Below are 16,511 nucleotides of genomic sequence, written 5' to 3' on the forward strand. Positions count from 1 at the left end.
GTGCAGCTGCCCTGTCGGCAGCTGCACCTCGGGACCCAGTGGCCCCAGCTGTTCTGCTATCTGTCACTCGCTGCCATCGCTCTCGGATCACCGAAGCTCAATCATTCAAGCTCAGTCATCCAAGCTCAGTCATCCAAGCTCAGGCATCGAGTGTGACGACCTGCCAGCCGCCGTCGCCATTGACCAGCTCACGGTTGCAACGGTGTGCATCCGCGCCGGTGGTCTGGCCCGGCAGCGCTTCGATGACACGCTCGCCAGCGGCACGCAGCTGATCGACACACTCACGCAGCGCGCTGTCATTGAGTGCCGGCGCCCAGATGCCGTCGCAGGCCGGAGCCTGCACGGCCAGCGAGGCCAGCTGCTTGAGGTCCATCGAGAAGCCGGTGGCAGGACGCGCACGACCGAAGGCACGTCCAGTATCGTCGTAGCGACCACCCTTGGCCAGCGCCTGACCGTAACCCGGGACGTAGGCCGCGAACACCATGCCGGTGTGATACTCGTAACCGCGCAGTTCGGCGAGATCGAAATAGAGCGTGACCTGCGGATGACGCTCGCGGACCGCGCAGCTCAGCGCCGTCAGCTGATCCAGAGCGCTGGCGACTGCCGCCGGTGCGCCGGCGAAGGCAGTACGCGCCTGGGCAAGAATCTCGTCATCGCCGTGCAGGTGCGGCAGCGCCTTGAGCATGCCCGCCACTACCTTGTCACCCACCACGCGATCGATCAATGCATCGAGAGCGGAATACTGTTTACGCTCGATGGCGGCGAACAGCTCACGCTCGTGCTCGTCATTCATGCCGGCTTCGGCGATCAAGGCACGATAGATGCCGATATGGCCCAGTGCCAGGTGCAATTCACCGGCGCCGGCCTGCTCGAGACTGGTCAGTGCCAAGTGCAGGATCTCATGGTCGGCCTCGAGGCCGGCGTGACCGAAGAGCTCAGCACCGACCTGCACCGGGCTGCGACCGCCCTGGTGCTTGTCCGCCTTGGTGCGCAGCACGTTGGCGCAGTAGCACAGACGTACCGGGCCTTCGCGGTGCAGGGAGTGAGCATCCATGCGCGCCACCTGCGGGGTGACGTCGGCGCTGGCGCCCATCATGCGACCGGTCATCTGGTCGGTCAGCTTGAAGGTCTGCAGATCAAGCTCGGTACCGGTGCCGGTCAGCAGCGAATCGAGAAATTCGACGGGCGGCGGCAGCACCAGGTCATAGCCGAAGCGATGATAGAGGTCGAGCAGCGCGCGGCGCAGCGCCTCCATACGGGTTGCCTGAGGGGGCAATACCTCATCCATGCCATCCGGGAGGAGCCAGCGATCTGCGATGGTCATTGCGCTATCCTGCGAGAGATTTATGACAAGGGGTGACTCGTGACGCGAGGAAATTCACCCGGCTGGCGTGCGTGACGAACACGACGCCCGCGGGGGATTTCACAGCAGCCGACCGAGACCCGTGAAGCAAGGTCCTGCTCGACGCTTTCCTGTCGGCCTTGCGCCTGTGCATGAAAAGCGGCCACAAAAAAACCGGGCGGTGCCCGGTTGCAGGAGTCTAGCATGAATCCTTGTGGGATGAACCCCGCGAACCTCTCGAGCGAGGTTCATCCACTGCGCGGCCTCTGATGTTGCCAGAGGCCGCGCGCAACATCCCCGAAGGCGAGCCTTCGGGCTGAGTGATGCTGCTTACTTGCTGCCACCCTGCGGGTCCTTGAAGAAGCGGAAGAACTCGCTGTCCGGCTGCATGACCATCATGTTGCCATCGCCCTTGAAGCTGTCGCGATAGGCCTGCAGTGAGCGGTAGAAGCGGAAGAACTCGGTATCCGCCCCGTAGGCACCGGCATAGATGGCAGCGGCGGAGGCATCGCCCTCACCGCGCAGGGTCTGCGCCTGTTCTTCGGCCTGCGCAAGCAGAACGGAACGGCGACGATCGGCATTGGCCTGGATCTTCTCGGCCTGCTCCTGACCCTGGGCACGATACTCTCGTGCCTCACGCTGACGCTCGGTCTTCATGCGCTCGTAGACCGCCTGGGAGACTTCGTCCGGCAGGTCGATACGCTTGACGCGGATATCGAGAATCGACACCCCCAGTTCCTTGCGCATCACCTCGTCGAGCTCTTCGGTGGGCTTCTTCATCAGCGCGTCACGCTGCTCGGAGATGATCTGCACCAGTTCGAGCTTGCCGAACTCGTTACGCAGACTCTCGTCGACACGCGGCGCGATCAGGCGCTCGGCCATCTGCTCGTCGCCGGAGGTCGCTTCGTAATAGCGCTTCGGATCGACGATCTTCCACTTGACGAAGGAGTCGACGATGACGGCCTTCTTCTCGCGGGTCAGATAACGGCTTGCCTGGGCATCCAGCGTCAACACGCGCGTATCGAAGGTACGGATCGTGTTGTAGACCGGCAGCTTGAAGTGCAGGCCGGGCTGGATGTTGTCTTCCACCACTTCACCAAACTTGAGCTTGATGGCGCGCTGGGTCTCATCAACCGTGTAGAGGCTGTTGCTACCAAGCCAGGCCACTACGGCCAGACCGGCGACGGCCATCAGTGAGCGATTGTTGATCATTAACGACCCTCCCGACGGATGCTGTTGCTGCTGTCAGTGCTCTGGCTGCGGCTCAGGGCATCACTCGCCTGTCGGGACACACGGTCCAGCTCGCTACGACTCATGCCACTGCTGTCTTCGGCGGCAGCACTGGACTTGTTGGCCAGCTTGTCCAACGGCAGATACATGAGGGAATTGCCGTTCTCGACATCCACCAGCACCTTGTTGGTCTTGCCGAGCACTTCGCCCATGGTTTCCAGATACATGCGCTCGCGGATGATTTCCGGCGCCTTCTGGTACTCGGTCAGCAGGGACGTGAAGCGGTTGGCCTCACCCTGGGACTTCGCGACCACGGACTCCTTGTAACCCTCGGCTTCCTCGATGATGCGCTGCGCCTGACCCTGGGCTTCCGGGAGAATCGAGTTCTCGTAGGCCAGTGCCTGGTTGATCGTGCGCTGACGATCCTCACGCGCCTTGATGACGTCATCGAAGGAATCCTGGACCGCTGCCGGCGCAGAGGTGGACTCGACGTTGATGGTCTGCAGCGTCAGACCGACACCGTAGTTGTCCAGATAGGACTGCAGGCGCGACTTGACATTGCTGGCCAGCAGCTCACGACCGGAGGTCAGGATGTCGTTCATGTCGGCACTGCCGACTTCGTGACGCAGCGCAGAGTCCATGGCGTTCTCGAGACTGATCTCGGGCGCACGGACGTTGAGCAGGAAGTCACGCGGGTTGGACACCTGATACTGCACGGACATCTGGACTTCGACGATGTTCTCGTCCTGGGTCAGCATCGACTTGGTCTGGGAGAGCGAACGCACCTTGGTGACGTTGACCTCACGCACATCGTCGATGATCGGCGGATTCCAGTGCAGGCCCGGACCGACGATGTCGTTGTACTTGCCGAAACGCAGCACGACGCCACGCTCTGACTGATCGACCAGATAGAAACCGGAAGCCGCCCAGATGGCGACCAGGATGACACCGATGATACCCGGCAGTGCGAAGGCATTGGTGCTGCCACCGTTGCCGCCATTGCCACCGGCACCGCCACGACGCTTGCGGCCATTGCCGAGCATGCCGTTGAGCTTGTCCTGGAATTTCTTCAGCGCTTCGTCGAGGTCGGGCGGTCCACCATTGCCACCGCCGTTACCCCCGCCCCCCTTCTTGTCCCCGTTGCGACCACCGCCGCTCCACGGGTCATGCTGGTTGCCGCCACCCGGCTCATTCCAAGCCATACGTCGTCTCCACTCAGTCGATGTTCCGCTCGTCATTATGATGACGCCGCCCTGCCAGCTGCGACCGGTTCCGTGCCTTGAGCCTGATGGCCTCCGGCGACCGATTCTCTCGTACGGCATGGCGACGCGTCCCTTGCGGGAGAAGGCCATGGCCCTGCCCGACGGCCATCGTCCGTCGGACGGCATCCAGCCAATCCTGCTGAATGCCCGCTGCTCTGAGGCGCAGGGCAGACCCTGCGCGAGGGCATCCATCGTCATTCGTGCGCGGCGATGGATGCCGGGTAGTGCTTGCCACTGCCTTGCGACAACGGTGCGCTGCTGCCTCGTGCGCCACTTCTCATCGAGCTGCTGCGCAGCGCACCGGCGCAAGTCTCGTTACCAGACGGTATCAGGACTTGTGCGTGACCGACACGCGATGCTTTTCCGCGCGTTCGGCGGACAGCTCACGCTGCCAGGCTTCGCGGTCGTCATGTTCACCGCCGAGATAATCTTCAGGCGATTCACCAAGATGCGACAACAACTGCAGAAAGTCGCGTTTCTCGAGACGAATGTCCAGCAGCGCATTGCCCTGCTCGTCATATTGCTCGTCCTTGACCGCGTCCAGCTCGTGCAGGCCTGCCCGCAGACGGGACTTGGCAGGCCCCAGCGTCAGCTGCATGGAGATGACGTTGTCGGACAGCAGCTCGGCGAAGGCCTGCATCAGCAGATCCAGCCCCTTGCCGTCGCGTGCCGACAGCCACACCGCCAGCGGACGACCGAAGCCATCACGCTCGATGCGCGGCGCCATGTCGAGTCGATCGATCTTGTTCATGACCAACAGACGCGGCACATCACCGGCATCGATCTCGCTCAGGACGTGATTGACCTGCTCGGTATTGCGGTCATTCTCCGGGTCTGCGGCGTCGATGACATGTACCAGCAGATCCGCTTCCGCCGCTTCCTGCAGGGTCGCCTGGAAGGCTTCCACCAGCTTGTGCGGCAGATGACGAATGAAGCCGACGGTATCGGCCAGGACTGCCGGGCCGACATCCTCGAGTTCCAGACGACGCAGCGTCGGGTCCAGCGTCGCGAACAGCTGATCGGCGGCGTACACCTCGGAGGTGGTCAGCGCGTTGAACAGCGTCGACTTGCCGGCGTTGGTATAGCCAACCAGCGACAGACTCGGGATCTCGGCACGCGCACGGGCACGGCGGTTCTGATCGCGCTGCTTGTGCACCTTCTCGAGTCGCTTGTGGATCGACTTGATACGGGCGCGCAACAGGCGACGGTCAGTCTCGAGCTGGGTTTCCCCCGGGCCTCGCAGACCGATACCGCCTTTCTGACGCTCAAGGTGGGTCCAACCCCGCACCAGGCGGGTGGACATGTACTCGAGCTGTGCGAGTTCCACCTGCAGCTTGCCCTCATGGGTCCGCGCACGCTGGGCAAAGATGTCGAGAATCAGACCGGTACGGTCGATGACGCGACACTTGAGCGTGGCTTCGAGGTTACGCTGCTGGGAAGGACTCAATGAATGGTTGAAAATGACCAGCTCGGCTTCGTGCACGGCCAGGGCCTCTTGCACTTCCTCAAGCTTGCCTTCTCCGATGAACGTACGGGAGTCGGGGCGGGGCCGGCTACCCTCGATGAGGGTCGCCGGCACGGCGCCTGCCGAACGTACGAGTTCGAGGAGCTCACCGGCATCCTCGCGTTCTTTTTCGTCCCGGAAATTGACATGCACCAGGACGGCCGTTTCACCGGCTTCGGGTCGTTCGAAGAACAATCAGCGCCTCTAACTTCAGCTTTCTGTGGACGGCACGCTCGGATCCTGGGCCGGCAGGCGCACATTGCGCGACGGCACCACGGTCGAGATAGCGTGCTTGTAAACCATCTGGGAGACAGTATTGCGCAGCAGGATCACGAACTGATCGAAGGATTCGATCTGGCCCTGCAGCTTGATGCCGTTGACCAGGAAGATCGAGACCGGGATACGTTCCTTGCGCAGGATGTTCAGGTACGGGTCCTGGAGTGATTGACCTTTGGACATGTGACTCTCCGTAAAAATGTCTCGTTCGAGGTAAGTATGGTTATGTTCGCCAGCGCTCCGGGTTGCCCTCTTGAGGGGGCTTCACGGGCGCGGGTCGTGACCGCTCATGTTACGCTAAGTGCAGGTCTGGCGCACGATTTTCAAGGTTTCACTGTAAGGATCTACACCCATGGAATCCACCGGGTGAATCCCCTGCCAGCTCCGCAACCAGGTCAACTGTCGCTTGGCGAGTTGACGCGTCGCGATGATGCCGCGTTCGCGCATCTCATCCCGGCTCAGATGGCCATCGAGAAAATCCCACACCTGACGGTAGCCGACACAACGTATCGAGGGCAGGCCCGCATGCAGCTCCGGACGTGCCTTCAGCGCTTCGACCTCGGCAATGAAGCCCTGTTCCAACATCTGATCAAAACGCGTCTCGATACGTTCATGTAACACGGCTCTATCGTGGGGCGCCAGTGCGATCGCTATCGGCCGGAACGGAAGTTCCGCCTCTGGCTGCTCCGCGAGCAGCTCGCTCATCGGGCGCCCGCTGATCAGACAGACCTCCAGCGCGCGTGTCAGCCGCTGGGGATCGGTGGCCCGAATGCGCTGTGCCGTGGCCGGATCAAGCCGCGCCAGCTGCGCATGCAGCGCCGGCAGCCCCTCGGACTGGATACGCGCCTCGAGCTCCGTGCGCAGCTCGGCATCCGCCGCCGGCAGCTCCGCCACGCCTTCCAATAGACGCTTGAAATACATCATGGTGCCGCCGACCAGCAGCGGCATCTTGCCGCGGGACTGGATCTCGGCAATATGCGCCAGCGCATCGCGACGAAACTCGGCGGCGGAATAGCTCTCCAGCGGGTCGAGAAAGTCGATCAGGCGGTGTGGCGCTCGGGCCAGCTCTGCCGCGCTCGGCTTGGCCGTGCCGATATCCATGCCGCGATAGATCAGCGCCGAATCGACACTGACCAGCTCCGCGCCCTGCTCCTCGTGCCAGCGAATGGCGAGGTCGGTCTTGCCGGAGGCCGTCGGCCCCATCAACAACACGACAGGCGGCTTGTCAGCCACCTCAGACGCGTGGTGTCGGGAATCTTCAGGGGGTTGTATCTGGGTCATGGCCTATTGTCTGGGCTGGGAGGTGAATCAGGGGTGAACCGCGACGCCACGGGGCGTCATCTACTGGCCGCGCAGGAACAGCTTGTCGAGCTCATGCATCGAAAGCTCGGTCCAGGTCGGCCGGCCATGATTGCATTGCCCGGAGCGCTCGGTGCGCTCCATGTCACGCAGCAGGGCATTCATTTCCGGAATCGTCAGACGGCGGTTGGCGCGCACGCTGCCGCGACACGCCATGTCGGCGAGCAGTTCATTCATGTGCGCCTCCATGCGGTCACTGCGCCCATAGCGCTCAAGATCTTCCAGCATGCCGCGCACCAGGGGCTCCACATCGGCATTGCCGAGCACGACCGGCACCTGACGCACCAGCAGCGTTTCCGGCCCGGCAGCGTCCAGCTCGACGCCCAGACGCGTGAACGCCTCGGACTCGCGCTCGAAGGTGCCCATCTCGCGCGCACTGACCGCCAGCGACACCGGCACCAGCAGCGGCTGGGCCTCCAGATGGCCGCCACCATGCACATGCTGCTTCATGCGCTCATAGGTGATGCGCTCGTGAGCGGCATGCATGTCGACCATCACCAGCCCGCGCGAGGTCTGCGACAGGATATAGACGCCGTGCAGCTGCGCCACGGCGTAGCCCAGCGGCGGGGTGTCATCGTCGTCACTCTGGGCCGGCAGACCACGCATCACCACTGCCGAGCTGCCTGAGACCGAACCACCCGAGACCGAACTGCCTGAGACAGACGGCGCCGACATGCCAGACATGGCATCGCTGGAAGACGCGCCACCGGACGGCCCACCCACCTGAGGCGTGTCGACCCGCCAGCCGGGCGCAGCTTCCCCGACACCGGCCTGTGCACTCCCCTGTCCTGCGCCCTGCCCTGGCCCGTCACCCTCGCGGCCACCTTCGCCCAGCGTGACACGTGGCGCACGCCGTGCCTCACGTTCGGCACTGGCGATCGCCGCTGGATCATTGGCCACGCCCGCGCCGCCACCCGGCGTGAGCAGATGATCTTCGCTGGGGTGCAGTGCCCGATAGCCGGCCATGAACTGACGCACACGCTCGGCACTCAGGCGTTCGCTGGAGCGTCCATCACCGGCAGGCGGCAGCTGCGAGGAAGGCTGCCAGGGGGCCGCAGGGCGGCCTGCAGGCGCGCTCGGCGAGGCCGACGAGTCGCCCCCGGCCTGCGGACCGGCCGATGTCGATTGCTGTTCGGAGGCGGCATTCTGCTGGGCGTCCTGTTCCTGACGACCGAGGCGCATGCCCTGCTGCTGCCAGCCGGGGTCCTCTTCCTTCTCCTGCCCCTCGATGCCGGTAGGCGCGGCGCTGTTGTCACCGGGGCGCACCTCGGCCAGCGCCCTGTGCAGGCTCGAGAACAGGAAGTCATGCACCAGTCGCCCGTCCCGGAAGCGCACTTCGTGCTTGGTCGGGTGAACGTTGACATCCACCACCGTCGGGTCGAGCTCCAGATAGAGCACGAACACCGGATGCCGACCATGGAACAGCACATCGCGATAGGCCTGACGCACGGCATGTGCGACCAGCCGGTCGCGCACCACGCGGCCATTGACGAAGAAGTACTGCTGATCGGCCTGGGCACGCGAGTGCGTCGGCAAGCCCACCCAACCGGACAGACGCAGGCCGGAGGCCTCGATATCCAGATGCAGCGCATGCTCGAGGAAGTTGCGCCCTAGCAGCGCACCGATGCGCCGCTCCACCGTCAGGGTGTCTTCACCGGCGCGCAGCTGATGCACCACCTTCTGGTTGTGACGCAGCGTCCAGCCGATGTCGTGGCGTGACAATGCCAGCCGCCGGAAGCTTTCCTCGACATGACCGAACTCGGTCTTCTCGGTGCGCATGAACTTGCGGCGCGCCGGCGTATTGAAGAACAGATCACGCACCGCGACGCTGGTGCCACGCGGATGCGGCGCCGGGGAGACGCGCGGCGCCATCTCGCGCCCTTCCGCCACCACCCGCCAGCCATTGGCCGGTTCCTCCGAGACATTCGAGAACAGCTCCAGCCGCGAGACCGAACTGATCGAGGCCAGTGCCTCGCCCCGGAAACCGAGGCTCGCCACGCCCTCGAGATCATCCAGGCTCTCGATCTTGCTGGTCGCATGCCGTGACAGCGCCAGCGGCAGGTCTTCCTCGGTGATGCCGCAGCCGTTGTCGCGCACGCGAATCAGCCGCGCACCACCACCTTCCAGCTCCAGCTCGATGCGGGTGCTGCCGGCATCGATGGCGTTCTCGACCAGCTCCTTGACCACGGAAGCCGGCCGCTCCACGACCTCACCCGCCGCGATCTGGTTGGCAAGGCGCGGATTGAGGATACGGATCCGTCGCTCGCCAGGGCGAGCGGGCTGCATGTCGGTCAGCTCGTCAGACATCGATAGACTCCTGGATACACGAGCGAAAAACGCCGCTTCTCTGAAAACGATACTGTCCGCCGACCCAGCCACGGCAAGCAACGCATGCCGGAACTGCATCAGCGGACAGTGTCTGCGCCCCGCCAACGCAAGGCGCGGTCAGGGCGACTTCATGACGTCAGGCTCAGCTGCGCGGAATCTTGAGCAGCTGGCCCACGCGCACCGTGTCGCCACTCATGTTGTTGGCCTGCTTGAGGGCCGCCATGCTCACGTTGTGGCGCTGGGCCACTTCCGACAGCGTATCGCCACTCTTGACGCGATATTCGCCGCCGTTGCCACCACGTGCCTGGCTGCGTTGCCATGCCAGCAGACTTGCGGGCGGCGGATTGCGCTCGAAGTGGCTCTGGATTCCCGAGAAGATCGAGCGCGCCAGCTTCTCCTGATAGGGGCCGCTGTTGAGATTGCGCTCTTCCTGGGGGTTGGAGATGAAGCCTGTCTCCACCAGCAGCGAGGGGATATCCGGCGACTTGAGCACCACGAAGCCCGCCTGCTCCACCTGACGCTTGTGCAGGGAATTCATGCGTCCCAGGTTGGCCAGTACGCCGCTACCTGCCGCCAGCGAATCGTTGAGCGTCGCGGTCATGGTCAGGTCGAGCAACACGCCACGCAGCATCTCATCCTTGTCATTCAGGCTGAGATTGCCATCCACGCCCCCGATCAGGTCAGCACGGTTTTCGGTGGCGGCCAGCCAGCGTGCGGTCTCGGACGTCGCGCCGCGGCTTGAGAGCGCAAAGACCGAGCTGCCGTGCGGGCGCGGACTGTTGAAGGCATCGGCGTGAATCGAGACGAAGAAGTCCGCCTTCTGCTCACGCGCGATCTCGGTGCGCTTGCGCAGCGGAATGTAGTAATCGCTGTTGCGGGTCAAGATGGCCTTGAAGCCGGGCTGGGCATCGAACATGCGCTTGAGGCGCTTGCCGATCTTGAGCACCACATCCTTCTCTCGAGTCCCGCTGGGGCCGCTGGCACCCGGGTCTTCCCCGCCGTGGCCAGGGTCGATCGCGATGATGATGTCACGCTTGGGATGTGCCGCCGCCTGGGTATTGACCACAGGTTCCGCCGGCTCGCCCTTCAGCTTGCGCTTGGCCGCGGCCTGTTCCTGCTCGCGGATACGAGCCTCGATGGGGTCGATGGGGTTCTCGACCGCCGACTCGCCGGGGAACTCGAGATCCACCACCAGGCGATTGCCGTATTTGGCATTCGGCGCCAGCGTGAAGTCCTTGGGATTGACCGGGCGCGTCAGGTCGAGCACCACACGCAGGGCATCCCCCTGGCGCCCGCTGCGGATCGACTTGATGGCGCTGCCTTCGAGATTCAGCGCGGCGAACTTGCGCTCGACCGCGGCACTGGCCACTTCGCTGCCGGCAAGGTCGATCACCAGACGGCGCGGATTGTCGAGGCCGAAGACCTTGGCCTTGGCGGCACTGTCGAGATCGAACACCAGCCGCGTGTGGTCCGGTGCGGTCCACAGGCGCAGGTTCTCGACCTTGGCGGCCAGCGCCTGCGGCGCCAGCACCAGACTGGCAAGCGAGCAGACGACGCCACCCGCCAGCCAGCGACGGAAGCTGCGCGCCAGACGCATACGGGGGATTTTGGACGCTATTTCAGGCATCAGACAGGATGACCCAGACAGAAAGAACATGAATGAAGATAACGAATGACCGGAAACTGCGCCGCCAGACATCGCAAGCGGAACAGCGTCATCATGCCTGAGAGGTTCGGCGCTCGGCCAGTGTTGCCAACCAACCCTCACCTCGCGGTGTCAGGGCAGTCAATTCGGCCTCGCGTCCTTCGTCGGCGACGAACAGCGTGATGCGCAGATCCGGCGTGGGCAGAAAGCCCTGACCACAGCTCGGCCACTCGATCAGCGCCAGGCTGTCGTCGGCGAGCAGATCGCGCCCCCCGATGAACTCGAGCTCTTCAGGGTCGGCGAGACGGTAGAGGTCGAAGTGGTTGATGTGCCATTCGCCACCCTCGGCCCGTGGCAGCACGTAGGGCTCCACCAGGGTGTAGGTCGGGCTCTTGACCGCGCCCTGGTGACCATAGGCGCGCAGTACGCCGCGGGTCAGGGTCGTCTTGCCCGCCCCCAGCTCGCCCTCCAGGAACACCAGCCCGCGGCCGGCAAGGATATTTCCCAATTGAGTGCCGAAGGCAACCTGGGCGTTTTCATCAGACAGGAGTATGCGCATCTCGGGCCCGTGGATTGAGCAATAAATGCATATAGGATGCCAGATCACCTGCGAGCAGGCCACGTTCACCACGCTCCTGTACCGCCCGGTCGGCCGCCAGGGCATGCACCAGCACCCCAAGCCTTGACGCCTGCGCCATGGCGCGCGTGACTCGCCGGGCCTGCGCCGCCTCATCCAGGGAGGAACGCGGCTGACGTGCATCGAAGCCGCCGTTGAGCGCCTGCGCCGCCAGACCCGCGATGATGCCACCCAGCACATCGCCCATGCCGCCACTGGCCATGCCCGGATTGCCATAGGGGCAGAGCGCCACCGCCGGCCCCTCAAGTACCCCCGCAGGACTCGCCACCAGACTGCCCGCGCCCTTGAGCACCACGCTGCCGCCGAAACGCTGCTGAAGTGCTCTTGCCGCTGCGATCCGGTCGTGTTCGATGTCCGCCACACTGCAATCGAGCAAACGCGCGGCCTCACCGGGATGCGGCGTCAGCACCCAGTCGTCGCGACGGATGATGTCGCCTTCGCTCGCGCGCCAGGCCAGCAGGCTCAGGCCATCGGCATCCACGACCAGCGGCTGACCTGCCGCCAGCACCCGCGACATGCCGCCCCAGCCCCACAGCATGCTCTCGAGACTTTCGGTACCCATGCCGGGCCCGACCAGCGTCACACTGGCCTGTGCCAGCTGTGATTCCAGCACGGCGAAGCCATCATGACTGCTGCCCTCCGGACCACTCTTGAGACCGCGCGCCATGACCTCGGGACAGCGCGTCAGGCTGGCGCTGATATGCGCGGGCGCCGTCAGCAGCGCGACCTTGCCGGCACCGGCCCGCGCCGCTGCCTCACTGGCCAGCAACACCGAGCCCCCCAGCCCCGGCCCGCCGCCGAAGACCAGCACACTGCCGGTATCGCCCTTGTGGGCCAGCGGCGAGCGCGGCACCAGCTCGGACTCCAGCCAGCGCGGTGTCAGCCGCTGCACGGCATCCTCTGCCAGCAAGGCCGCGGTTCGCGACTGCGCGACCACCTCCGGCAACACGCGCGCCGCGCCCAGGCGCGCCAGACTGACGTGCCCGGCGTGCAGCTCGGCGCGTCCGGTGTGCAGGCCCGGCTTGTCGACCAGAAACGTCAGCGTCACATCCGCTTCCACGGCGACACCTGCGACCGCGCCTGTCGCGGCATTCAAGCCTGAGGGCACATCCAGCGCCATGACATGCACGCCCTGCTGATGAGCGTGATTGATGCGTTCGATGGCTTCGACCACGCTGCCGCGCGGCGCATCGCGCAGGCCGATGCCGGTCAGCGCATCCACCAGCAAGGGCCAGCCCTTGAGCAGCGCATCCGCCGCCTCCTCATCGGCCTTCGGCCATGCCAGCGTCTCGACGCCAGCCTCGCGCGCCGCGATCGCGGCCAGCTGCGCATCACCGGTCAAGGCATCCTCCGGCGTCAAGGCGATGACCCGCACCTCGAAGCCCGCCAGCAATGCCAGACGCGCCAGCAGATAGCCATCGCCGCCATTGTTGCCGCCGCCACACAGCACGCACAGCCTGCGCGTCTCCGGCCAACGCTGACGCAGCAGATCGAACGCCGATTGCGCGGCGCGCCCCATCAGGCGCTTCTCCACCGGCGCCTCGCTCTGACCACTGTCGGCGGCGACGCTCTCCTCCGCGAGCATCCAATGCTCCAGATCACGCAGCGCCGCCAACGGCCACAGACAGTTGACCGAACGCCACAGCGTCATGGTTGCCGAAGATGCCGGGGGGCAGGTCTGGTCAGGGGTCGATTCGTGCGCTGTCATGCCTACACTCCTTGTCTGGATATCCATTGCCTGGCTGGATGTTCGTTGCCTGTCTAGACGCTCGTTGCCTGTCTGGATGTGCGTTGCCTATCGTGAGGCATGGCGTGGTGTGCCGCCTTCCTTTCTACTGCACCTTACCTGCCGTGCTCACGCCGTCAGGCAGCACGCTTGGGCTGACCGGCAAGTTGCGCTAAGGTGGCGCGCCTCTGTCCTCGATCTCGCTGGAACCCCCATGTCTGCTCCGCACTCATCCACCGCCGCCGCTTCACCTGCCGACACCGGGAGCCCCGCTACCGATGAACAGGCCATGGCGGAACTGGCGACGCGCATCAAGACATGGGGACGCGAGCTGGGTTTTCAGCAGGTCGGCATCACCGATGTCGACCTCTCGGCCCACGAGGCCTATCTGGAGCGCTGGCTGGCCAACGGCCATCACGGCGAGATGAACTTCATGGCCAAGCACGGCACCAAGCGCACTCGTCCTGAGGAGCTGGTGCCCGGGACACTGCGCGTCATCAGCGTGCGTCTCGATTACCTGCCGCCTGAGGTCGAGACCACTCAGGTGCTCAACCAACCCGAACGCGCCTATGTGTCACGCTACGCGCTGGGGCGTGATTACCACAAGCTGATGCGCAAGCGACTGGCCAATCTGGCCAAGCAGATCGAGAAGGAAGTCGGCAAGTTCGGCTATCGCGCCTTCGTCGACTCCGCCCCGGTGATGGAGCGCGCCCTGGCACAGAAGGCCGGCATCGGCTGGTTCGGCAAGAACGCCATGCTGATGAATCAGCAGGCCGGCTGCCTGTTCTTCCTGGGCGAACTCTACACCGACCTGCCCCTGCCGGTGGACGCCCCCTTTGAAAAGGAACACTGCGGCAGCTGCAACGCCTGCAAGGTCGCCTGCCCGACGGATGCCATCGTCGAGGACAAGGTCGTCGATGCGCGGCGCTGCATCTCCTACCTGACCATCGAGCTCGATGGCGCCATCCCCGAGGAATTCCGTCGCCCGATGGGCAACCGCATCTACGGCTGCGATGACTGTCAGCTGTTCTGCCCCTTCACGCGCTTCGCCAAGGCGACCCAGGAGACTGACTTCTCGCCGCGTCATGATCTGGATCGCATCGAGCTGATCCGCCTGTTCTGCTGGGGAGAGCAGGAATTCCTCAGCAAGACGGAAGGCAGCCCGATTCGACGCATTGGCTACGAGAAGTGGCTCTCCAACATCGCCATCGGGCTGGGCAACGCGCCCTGGTCGGAGCAGGTCGAGCATGTGCTGCGCGCCCGTCTGGCCTACCCCAGCGAGCCACTGCGCGAGCATGTGCGCTGGGCGCTGAAGGAGCAGGCCATCAAGCGCGGCGCCCGCCTGGCCACCGCGCTTTGAGAGGCGTTGCCTCCAGGGCTATCGCTTTCAGTTGAGGAACGATACTTAGACGATGCCCTGCTGGGTCAGCTTGAGGAAGGTCTTGCGGTAATGCGCCAGTTCCGCCAGTGACTCACGAATATCGTCCATCGCCTGGTGGGTCGCACGCTTCTTGAAGCCGTCGAGCGCGGCCGGGTTCCAGCGTTTGGCCAGCTCCTTGAGGGTCGAGACATCGATGTTGCGGTAGTGGAAGAATTCTTCCAGCAACGGCATCTCGTGCTGCAGGAAGCGGCGGTCCTGATGCACGCTGTTGCCACACATCGGCGAGGCGCCTGCCGCCACGTGCCGGGCCAGGAACTCGAGGGTCTGGCGTTCGGCTTCGGCGGTATCTATCTGACTTTCCTTGACGCGCTTCACCAGCCCGGACTCACCATGGGTGCGCGTATTCCACTCATCCATCGCCTCCAGCAGGCTGTCCGGCTGATGCACGGCCAGCACCGGGCCTTCGGCGATCAGGTTGAGGTCGCCGTCGGTGACCAGCGTGGCCACCTCGATGATGCGCTCACGCGCCGGGTCGAGACCGGTCATTTCCAAGTCGATCCAGATGAGGCGGTCGGCCTGCGCGGTGGGATTTGCCATGGGTCACTCCTTGCTGAGCAGATGATGGAATGGCGCGGGACGCCAGTCGATGACAGCAGTATCACACGCCATCCCGGGGCGTCGCACGACACCCGAGGGCGCAAAGGGTACAATCGCGCCGCAAAGGGGGGAAGACTCTCCCATCCCTGGCGAACGAACGGCGACCGGAGTCACCAGCCAAGCATGAGTAAACGCAAGCTAAGCCGCCAGCAGCAATGGCGAATCGAGAAGGTGCAGGCCGAGCGTACCAAGCGCGCCGAGAAGCGCGAGACGCAGGACCGTGACAAGCTCGACGCCGGCGAATATGGCCCGGAGCAGCATGGCCGTGTCATCGCCCACTACGGGCGCAGCCTGGAAGTCGAAAGCGAATCCGGCAGCCTGCACCGCTGCCACCTGCGCGCCAACCTCGAGACGCTGGTCACCGGTGACCGGGTCATCTGGCGCGAAGCCAGCGATGCCAGCGGCGTCGTCGTTGCGCGTGGCGCACGTACCACCGAGCTTGAACGCCCCGACATGCGTGGCGTGCTCAAGCCGGTGGCGGCCAACATCGACCAGATCCTGATCGTGTTCGCCGCCGAGCCCGCCCCGCAGCCCAACCTGATCGACCGCTATCTGATCGCCGCGGAAGCCACCGGCATCACACCGGTGCTGGTGCTCAACAAGGTCGACCTGCTGCCGGAAAGCGGTGGTGAGCTGCGCGACCTGCTGGCGCGCTATGAAGCGCTCGGCTACGAAGTCGTCGCCTGTACCACGCGTGGCGAGTCGGGGCTTGACGCCCTCAAGGCCCAGCTCAGCGACCGCACCTCGGTCTTCGTCGGCCAGAGTGGCGTCGGCAAGTCATCCCTGATCGGCATGCTGCTGCCCAGGGAAGAGGTTCGTGTCGGCCCGCTGTCGGCCGAATCACGCCAGGGCATGCACACCACCACCACCGCCTGGCTCTATCACATGCCGGATGGCGGTGACCTGATCGACTCGCCCGGCATCCGCGAATTCGGCCTGGTGCACCTGACTCCCGAGCAGGTCACCGACGGCTTCCGCGAGTTCCACGACTATCTCGGCTATTGCCGCTTCCGCGACTGCAAGCACGAGAAGGAGCCGGGCTGCGCCCTGCTGCAGGCCGTGGACAACGGTGAGATCGGCCGCGTGCGCTTCGAGAGCTACAAGAAGATCCTGCTCTCGCTGACCGAGAGCTGATCAGGCGCTATCAAAAAAGCCGTCAACAAA

Annotated in this window: 13 protein-coding genes; 2 read left to right on the forward strand and 11 right to left on the reverse strand. The window is 64.5% G+C overall.

What is annotated here, in order from left to right; translation table 11 throughout:
• Positions 1–139: 139 nt before the first annotated feature.
• The 10 genes from MSG32_RS08650 to MSG32_RS08695 all read right to left on the reverse strand — a co-directional run bounded on the left by MSG32_RS08650 (position 140) and on the right by MSG32_RS08695 (position 13,291).
• Positions 140–1,324: an ATP phosphoribosyltransferase regulatory subunit gene (locus MSG32_RS08650; protein ID WP_131431591.1), complete on the reverse strand. Its 1,185-nt coding sequence runs from the start codon at positions 1,322–1,324 to the stop codon at positions 140–142.
• A gap of 348 nt (positions 1,325–1,672) precedes the next feature.
• The gene (gene hflC, locus MSG32_RS08655) at positions 1,673–2,554 is read right to left on the reverse strand and encodes a protease modulator HflC (RefSeq protein WP_043335206.1); all 882 of its coding nucleotides are present in this window, start codon (positions 2,552–2,554) and stop codon (positions 1,673–1,675) included.
• Positions 2,554–3,774: an FtsH protease activity modulator HflK gene (gene hflK / locus MSG32_RS08660; RefSeq protein WP_043335204.1), complete on the reverse strand. Its 1,221-nt coding sequence runs from the start codon at positions 3,772–3,774 to the stop codon at positions 2,554–2,556. Before hflK ends, hflC begins: the two co-directional genes overlap by 1 nt.
• Before the next feature lie 388 nt (positions 3,775–4,162).
• A complete protein-coding gene (gene hflX, locus MSG32_RS08665) occupies positions 4,163–5,533 on the reverse strand; it encodes a ribosome rescue GTPase HflX (RefSeq protein WP_052384759.1) in 1,371 nt (456 codons plus the stop codon).
• A 15-nt stretch (positions 5,534–5,548) separates the two neighbouring features.
• Entirely contained in the window at positions 5,549–5,797 is a 249-nt protein-coding gene (gene hfq, locus MSG32_RS08670) for an RNA chaperone Hfq (protein WP_043335203.1), read from the reverse strand.
• A 114-nt stretch (positions 5,798–5,911) separates the two neighbouring features.
• A complete protein-coding gene (gene miaA / locus MSG32_RS08675) occupies positions 5,912–6,895 on the reverse strand; it encodes a tRNA (adenosine(37)-N6)-dimethylallyltransferase MiaA (RefSeq protein WP_248379161.1) in 984 nt (327 codons plus the stop codon).
• A gap of 60 nt (positions 6,896–6,955) precedes the next feature.
• Positions 6,956–9,280 (reverse strand): DNA mismatch repair endonuclease MutL, encoded by a 2,325-nt coding sequence (gene mutL / locus MSG32_RS08680; protein ID WP_248379162.1) that lies wholly within the window; start codon positions 9,278–9,280, stop codon positions 6,956–6,958.
• 163 nt (positions 9,281–9,443) lie between these two features.
• Positions 9,444–10,898 carry an N-acetylmuramoyl-L-alanine amidase gene (locus MSG32_RS08685; RefSeq protein ID WP_043335201.1) on the reverse strand — a complete coding sequence of 485 codons (1,455 nt, stop codon included), beginning with the start codon at positions 10,896–10,898 and terminating at the stop codon, positions 9,444–9,446.
• A gap of 121 nt (positions 10,899–11,019) precedes the next feature.
• Positions 11,020–11,505, reverse strand: coding sequence for a tRNA (adenosine(37)-N6)-threonylcarbamoyltransferase complex ATPase subunit type 1 TsaE (gene tsaE / locus MSG32_RS08690; protein ID WP_248379163.1), 486 nt, complete (start codon positions 11,503–11,505; stop codon positions 11,020–11,022).
• Positions 11,486–13,291, reverse strand: coding sequence for an NAD(P)H-hydrate dehydratase (locus MSG32_RS08695; RefSeq protein WP_248379164.1), 1,806 nt, complete (start codon positions 13,289–13,291; stop codon positions 11,486–11,488). The genes tsaE and MSG32_RS08695 overlap by 20 nt, the downstream gene beginning before the upstream one ends.
• A 307-nt stretch (positions 13,292–13,598) precedes the next feature.
• Here MSG32_RS08695 and queG point away from each other — a divergent pair, with 307 nt between their 5' ends.
• Positions 13,599–14,669: a tRNA epoxyqueuosine(34) reductase QueG gene (gene queG, locus MSG32_RS08700; RefSeq protein ID WP_248379688.1), complete on the forward strand. Its 1,071-nt coding sequence runs from the start codon at positions 13,599–13,601 to the stop codon at positions 14,667–14,669.
• A gap of 45 nt (positions 14,670–14,714) precedes the next feature.
• On the opposite strand, the gene orn is transcribed toward queG, so the two are convergent.
• Entirely contained in the window at positions 14,715–15,287 is a 573-nt protein-coding gene (orn, locus tag MSG32_RS08705) for an oligoribonuclease (RefSeq protein ID WP_107335235.1), read from the reverse strand.
• A gap of 183 nt (positions 15,288–15,470) precedes the next feature.
• Here orn and rsgA point away from each other — a divergent pair, with 183 nt between their 5' ends.
• Positions 15,471–16,481, forward strand: coding sequence for a small ribosomal subunit biogenesis GTPase RsgA (gene rsgA / locus MSG32_RS08710; RefSeq protein WP_043335189.1), 1,011 nt, complete (start codon positions 15,471–15,473; stop codon positions 16,479–16,481).
• The last annotated feature ends 30 nt before the right edge of the window (positions 16,482–16,511 follow it).

It is taken from the genome of Cobetia sp. 1CM21F (genome assembly GCF_023161745.1).
Lineage (GTDB): Bacteria > Pseudomonadota > Gammaproteobacteria > Pseudomonadales > Halomonadaceae > Cobetia > Cobetia amphilecti.